Source organism: bacterium (genome assembly GCA_040755795.1).
GTDB lineage: Bacteria > UBA9089 > CG2-30-40-21 > CG2-30-40-21 > SBAY01 > JBFLXS01.
The window spans coordinates 1-6,476 of record JBFLXS010000228.1 but is presented as its reverse complement, the minus strand read 5'-3'; the positions used below and the strand labels follow the sequence as shown (position 1 = coordinate 6,476).

The following is a 6,476-nucleotide window of genomic DNA, read 5'->3' as shown; positions in this document are numbered from 1 at the left end:
CGTTCTTTGCGGTTAAAAAAGGATAAACCACAAAGGGCACAAAGTAATAACGCAAAGGTCACAAAGGGAAGAAAATAGGTGAAGCATTTTTTATCAATTCAACTTCAAAGGATAAGTTGCAAAAAAAATCATCAGGCTTTTGAGCCTAATTTTGCCATCTTTGAGCAAAATAAACAGATTGATAAGGATAAAGAGAACTTTAGAAGTAGCATAAAATTTACGAAAGTCCAGTGCAATACATAGGACATCAAAACCAAATTGTTAATCAATCATGGTAACCGTTCAAGCTATATATCAAAAGTGTAAGAAAGGGGATAAGGGCGATATGGAGATAAGATAATAGAAATAGATTGAAATTTATAGAAATAGGTAGAAATTGATTGTGGGAAACAACAAATTTCCATAAATTTCTATTAGTTTCTACTAATTTCAATTTTTTTAATAATATCCCCTTATCTCCTTTATCTCCATATCTCCTTTTCTTACACCACCTGAACGCTTACCAATCATGAGATGTCGGTCCTCAAAAAGCTTGCTCTGATGAAAATCAGAGATGGAATGAAGCTTATGGTAAATAGTTTTTAATTTTTTCTCTGCGTCTCTGTGGTGAACGGTTACAAAAAATCAGATGGCGGGTTTTATTATCGTTGGAGTAATAAATATCAGGAGTTCTATCTTTCGATTTTCGGTCAGTTTTTTGCGGAATAAAGAACCAACAAATGGCAGGTCACCAAAGAATGGAACTTTATTAAGTTTTTCTGTGCCCTGGTCATCAATAATTCCACCAATAACAACTGTATCCCCGTCTTTCACAACCAATTTGGAAGTAGCCTGTTTTGTAGATATTAGTGGCATTTGATAAGCCCATTCTTTCAAAGAGCTAACCTCTGGTTTTACATCTAAAAGGATATAATTATCAGGGTTAATGTGCGGCGTAACGGCTAACTTTATACCTACCTGGCGAAAACTAACACTGGTTAAAATTTTTCCTTGTTCACTTTCTTGCGTCTGTTGATAAGGGACATCTTCTCCCACAAGTATTTCTGCCTTTTCATTATCTAATGCTAATATTTTAGGAGTAGAGAGAACATTTGCCTTTCCTTCAACCACCAAACCATTAAGGATAGCTTCTATATTATGTCCAGAGGTAAGTTTAGAATATAAAAATTCACCTCTATCACCCATTGCCCAACCTTCTGTCTGATAACTTCCAATAGCAAAATTGTGTCGTTTATCTTCCATTGACCACATAAATCCAAACATATTTCTCGTATCTAATGTTACCTCGACAATTTTGGCTTCAATCATCACCTGAGGTGTAATGGTGTCTAACTTTTCAATTATTCCCGCCACCTGATTTACATTATAAGGGATATCGGTCACGATAAGGGCATTAGTTCTTGCATCCTGGATAACTGTTCCCAGCATAGGTGCTGCCCCACCCATTTGTTTTGCCTGCTGAGTGGATAGGGTCGTCATCATATTCGTAACTATTCCTGCCATCTCTGATGCTTTCGCATAATTAAGTTTAAATATTCGTGTTGTAGTTTCTCCTAAGAGTAATGTTGGTATATCAACACGAATGATATTATCATCAATAATATATGCATAACCTGAGTTTCTTAAAATCAAATCTAACGCCTTGCGCCATGAAACATTCTCTAATTTAACCGTAACAACCCCCTTTACCTCTTTTCCTGGTAAAACATTCATTCCGACTTTATGAGCAATAATTCTCAAAACATCAAGTATATCAGCGTCTTTAAAATCTAAAGATAACATCTCTTCTTTTCTTTCTTCTTCGGGTTTTATTTTGGGTAGAACAGGTTTAGATTCCACAGGTTTTTTTACCTCTTTAATTTCCGGTAATGCAGGTTTTTCCTTTTCTTTTATTTCCTTTGTAGGTAATTTCTTTGCTATTGGGGGTGTTATTTTAATTTCTGGTAATATTTCTTTTGGAGTCTCTTTTGTAGAAACAGGAGTAATTTTCTTTACCTCCTCCAGCGGGTATTTAGTCAATTCAAGCGTTACCTGATTTTCATCACTAAAAACTTGATATGGCATAAATTCTGTTAATTCAACCATAACCCTGGCTACCTTTACTGGCTCTGTTTGCCTTTGACCTGGAGTGATATTCTTAATAAACTTACTGGTTGTTTTAATTTCCCCTATTTTATTCGTGGCATTAAGGAAATCAACAATAATCCGTGTGGGATTAGCCAGGTCAAAATATTTATATTGAGGTGGAGCGCTTGATGAAATTAATAAATTTATTTTGGATTCATCCTCTTTTACATCTATCTTATTGAGTTGATAACTATGATAGGGATTATCAATTATCACTTCAAGCCCATTTTTTACTTGTTGAATCTCGTAAGGAAAGACTTTAATAATGCTAATTACTATCTTTGTCTTAGGACCTTCTTGTGGGATACAATTAATTCGGTTGATACCATTACGGCCAATGATTAATTCTTTTTCTGCACATTGAGTATTATCAAGTTCAATAACAATCGCCGGGGGTTTATCCGCAGTAAAGGAATTATATTTTACCATCGGTTTATCCGTGATAATATTTATCCTTATTTTCGCATCCTCTTCACTTACTTTAATATCCATCAAACTCATCGCTGCCATCGCTAATGCAGGAAGGATAATTAAGGTAAAAATTAAATATAATTGGGTTAATTTTTTCAATTTTAATCACTCCTTTTTTTAAAGTTTAGTTTCTTCTGATGGAATTTCTTCCATTTCTTGTTGAGCTCCTATTGCGGCTCCTTTTATCTTTGTTATTTTAGGTTTCCCTATAAAAAAGTTAACTTCTGTTTTTCCCTGTTGTAAAAAGACCTCTCTATTTTTTATAAATTTGCCCCAAATACCTGCAATTGGTCTATAGTTATCCGCATACAAATTCCCCTTTTTAAGGATATATCCAAAATGATTTCCATCGTGAAAAAGAGCCATTATTTCTTTTTTATCCCAGATGATACCCGACAATTCTAAATTAAGGATATTTATTTCTGATAACTTTAAACCTTTATCTCCAGCCACAGGTTTTACTTCACTAACAATTAAAGGAACAAATGGGTCCCGTGTTAGAGCGGATTTGTATTCATATTTTTCTGGAATATACATCTCTGGTCTTGCTATCGGAATTTGTGGAGGTAGAACAACTACCTTTTTTTCCTCTTTCTTCGCACAACCGATAATGAGACTTAGCCCAAAGATTAAACTTAAGATAAAAAATTTACGCTTCATTTTCATTGTTTCCTATGATTTCTGGTAGAAATTAGATATTCCATTTTTAATGTTCTTTATAGACAAAGGCAGTAATACGCATATCTGCTGTGGTGGTAGATGGATCTTTTTCCGTTGCAATTACCGCATTCATCTTAATACTAGATGGAGTAATAATTCTCTCAAAATTTCCAATATTAGTTAAAAACAACCCTATATCATGATATGTGCCTTTGATATGTAGTCCTACCGGAATTTCATTATAGACCTCTTTAGTTACCATAGATTCTGGTCTAAAAGAAATCAAATTAATATTTGATTTTATTGCCATTTTAGTTATTGTCTCTAATAATTGGGGTATTTCTTCTTTAGTCGGTAATCGATTAATGACATATTCGAGTTCTGATTTTACCTTTTCAAATTCTGCCCTTTTTACATCTAAATTCTCTACTATTTTCTGGGTTTCTCTTAATTCCGTTTCTTTTGTCACTATTTTCTGGTCTAATTCTAAGTCTTTATTACATATAGGTTTATACATATAGGTAAAGAATAGGTAAGCAAGTCCACACAATAATATTAAAGATAGAAGAATAGGTTTTAAAATTTGTATATCAAGTTTCATTGTTATCCTCTAAAATTACATTTGATAGAAAAAGTTTTAATCGGATATTCTCTAATAGCTGAACTTTCAATGTTTCCTAATGTTATATTTGTAAAAATCTGTGAATTTATTAAATTACTCATAAATCTTGCGATAGAGAAGTTATCAAAAGCCTGTCCGTTCAAATTTAATTCATTGCCTGTGGTATTTACAAATCCTCCTAACCAGAGTCCTGATGGAAGACACATAACCATTTCGTCTAACAATTTAGCCCAAACAAATCTACCTTTATCTAATTGGACAATTACATCTACTCGTTTCTTTTTTTCAATAATTTCAGCCTCTAATCGTCTTATTTCTATCAGATGTGGTTGTAATTCAGCAATTTGCTGTGTAATCTTTTCTAATTTTGCCTCCTTTTGTTTTACCTTGATTACAAGTCCTGCATACCAGAGACCTAATGATACGACTATGAGACTAAGTATTAATCCAATAAATACATTTCGCCATTGTCCTTTTTTCTTTTCTACCACTACCGGTGGCATCAAATTAATTTCTGTCATCGGTTCACATTACTCCTTTCATCGCCAACCCTAATGAGACCGCGAATGCGGAAGATACTTTCTTGATATATGTTTGATCAAACTTTGGGGGGATAGATATTTTCGCAAAAGGGTCTCCTATCACCACAGACATTCCTAATCCATTTGAGAGGAAATTATCAAGATTAGCAAGTTTTGCACTTCCACCGCTTATAATTACTCGGTCGATATTTTTACGATAAACAGGTAATTGAGTATAATAATACGCAAAAGAACGCTCTAATTCATCTAATAATCTTGCTCCGACAGATTCAATCGCATAAGATATTTGTGCGGCTTTATCACTCCCAGTTACAGCAGGAGTAACAGCAGTGGTAATTTCTTCTGGTAAAAGGATTATTCCTTCTTCTTCCTTTATCTTTTCCGCTTCTTGAAAACTTACTCCTAATTCTCTTCTAATACCCTCTGTAAAGTCGTTACCACCAACCAGGACATCCCGATTAAAGCAGGAGATTTTATTTTCAACCACATTGATATTAGTCATACGGGCACCTATATCAACTAAGGCAATAACATCTTCTTCTCCTACCCCGTAAGTCAGAGCGTCTTCAGTGGCAAAGGTATCTACATTGATATGAACAGTTTCTAATCCGGCTCGATGTAATATCTCCATATGGTCATAAATTAACTCTTCTTTAGCCGCAACTAATAAGACTAATATCATTCGTTCGTCTTTTTCTACGGTTTCTTTAATTATCTGGAAATCTATAATTACATGTTCAATATCAAAAGGGATATGTTCTTCCGCCTCAAATTTGATAACATCTTTCAATTCTGTTTCACTCATATAAGGAAGTTTGATATATCTAACTACCACTGAATTCCCCGAAACAGAACTTCGCACTTTTTTAGTATCGATTTTATGAGTTACGAGTAAATTTTTAATAGCTTTAACCGATAATTCCTGTTTAGCCCCTAAGGCATCTTCATCTAATGGTTCTGGAGAGATTTTGGTCATACCAATTGCATCCAGGATTATTTTACTATCGGTTCTTCTGAGTTTAACCACCTTGATACAATCATGACTAATATCTAATCCTACTGGTACTTTTTCTCTTCCCCACAACATTATCTTAAATTTCCTCCCTGCTGGTTATTACTTGTTTTTCTGTCAAACGATTTTATTTTATGATTAGGAATAAATAATATCATATCTACGATTATTTGTCAAGAATTTTATCACCATAATTTTATTTTTTTTTTATTTATCTGAACTTTCGTAAATTTTATGCTACTATTGAGGCTCTCTAAAACTCTCTCTATCCTTATCAATCTGTTTATTTTGCTCAAAGATGGCAAAATTAGGCTCAAAAGCCTGATGATTTTTTTGCAACTTATCCTTTGAAGTTGAGTTGATAAAAAATGTTTTACCTATTTTCTTCCCTTTGCGTCCTTTGCGATTTATCCTTTTTTAATCGCAAAGAACACAAAGAAATCGACCGCAAAGAACGCAAAGATTAAAGGAGAAAGGAATCATAAAAAATTCACGAAACACCAGAGATTAAGACACCACCAAAAATCGTAACCGTTCAGGCTATATATCAAAAGTGTAAGAAAGGGGATAAGGAGATAAGAGTGATATGGAGATAAGATAATAGAAATAGATTGAAATTTATAGAAATAGGTAGAAATTGATTGTGGGAAACAACAAATTTCTATAAATTTCTATTAGTTTCTACTAATTTCAATTTTTTTAATAATATCTCCCTATCTCCATAATCCCCATATCTCCTTTTCGGACACTATTTCAACCTTTATGATAGTGCTCTGTCGCTACTCAATTGATGTCCCCCGCTGGCGGAGAGGATTGCGGGGGTAGAATATGAAATCTGAAATAGAAAAATGCAGCCCCCAATAATTAACAATTGACAATTTACAATTAACAATTGACCATTATTTGTTAATTTTGTCGTAACTATTCAGCCTGTAGGAAAGTAGGAGAGTAGGGAAGTAGGAAAGGGGAGACATTGTCCCCAGAAGAGGAATACCGTGCACATCCTTTATCCCTTTCCTACTACCTACTTGCCTACTATTTC

6 protein-coding genes are annotated in these 6,476 nt (G+C 33.8%); 1 reads left to right on the top strand and 5 read right to left on the bottom strand.

Translation table 11 applies throughout. The features are described from left to right. Positions 1 to 78: 78 nt before the first annotated feature. Positions 79 to 243 (top strand): hypothetical protein, encoded by a 165-nt coding sequence (locus AB1414_13425; GenBank protein MEW6608422.1) that lies wholly within the window; start codon positions 79 to 81, stop codon positions 241 to 243. 381 nt (positions 244 to 624) lie between these two features. On the opposite strand, the gene AB1414_13420 is transcribed toward AB1414_13425, so the two are convergent. From AB1414_13420 to pilM, 5 genes are read right to left on the bottom strand one after another with little or no spacing between them, the layout of a single operon-like run. Continuing rightward, the gene (locus AB1414_13420) at positions 625 to 2,697 is read right to left on the bottom strand and encodes an AMIN domain-containing protein (protein MEW6608421.1); all 2,073 of its coding nucleotides are present in this window, start codon (positions 2,695 to 2,697) and stop codon (positions 625 to 627) included. A gap of 18 nt (positions 2,698 to 2,715) precedes the next feature. Then, a complete protein-coding gene (locus AB1414_13415; GenBank protein MEW6608420.1) occupies positions 2,716 to 3,258 on the bottom strand; it encodes a hypothetical protein in 543 nt (180 codons plus the stop codon). 46 nt (positions 3,259 to 3,304) lie between these two features. Beyond that, complete coding sequence (pilO, locus tag AB1414_13410) at positions 3,305 to 3,859, bottom strand: type 4a pilus biogenesis protein PilO (GenBank protein ID MEW6608419.1); 555 nt, start codon at positions 3,857 to 3,859, stop codon at positions 3,305 to 3,307. Between the two features lie 2 nt (positions 3,860 to 3,861). Continuing rightward, positions 3,862 to 4,401: a PilN domain-containing protein gene (locus AB1414_13405; GenBank protein MEW6608418.1), complete on the bottom strand. Its 540-nt coding sequence runs from the start codon at positions 4,399 to 4,401 to the stop codon at positions 3,862 to 3,864. A gap of 4 nt (positions 4,402 to 4,405) precedes the next feature. Beyond that, entirely contained in the window at positions 4,406 to 5,509 is a 1,104-nt protein-coding gene (gene pilM, locus AB1414_13400; GenBank protein MEW6608417.1) for a type IV pilus assembly protein PilM, read from the bottom strand. Positions 5,510 to 6,476 lie beyond the last annotated feature (967 nt).

Excerpts from the sequence above, each read along its gene's own strand:
- AB1414_13405 (MEW6608418.1), bottom strand. The coding sequence starts at position 4,401 with ATGACAGAAATTAATTTGATGCCACCGGTAGTGGTAGAAAAGAAAAAA.
- AB1414_13415 (MEW6608420.1), bottom strand. The coding sequence starts at position 3,258 with ATGAAGCGTAAATTTTTTATCTTAAGTTTAATCTTTGGGCTAAGTCTC.
- pilO (MEW6608419.1), bottom strand. The coding sequence starts at position 3,859 with ATGAAACTTGATATACAAATTTTAAAACCTATTCTTCTATCTTTAATA.
- pilM (MEW6608417.1), bottom strand. The coding sequence starts at position 5,509 with ATGTTGTGGGGAAGAGAAAAAGTACCAGTAGGATTAGATATTAGTCAT.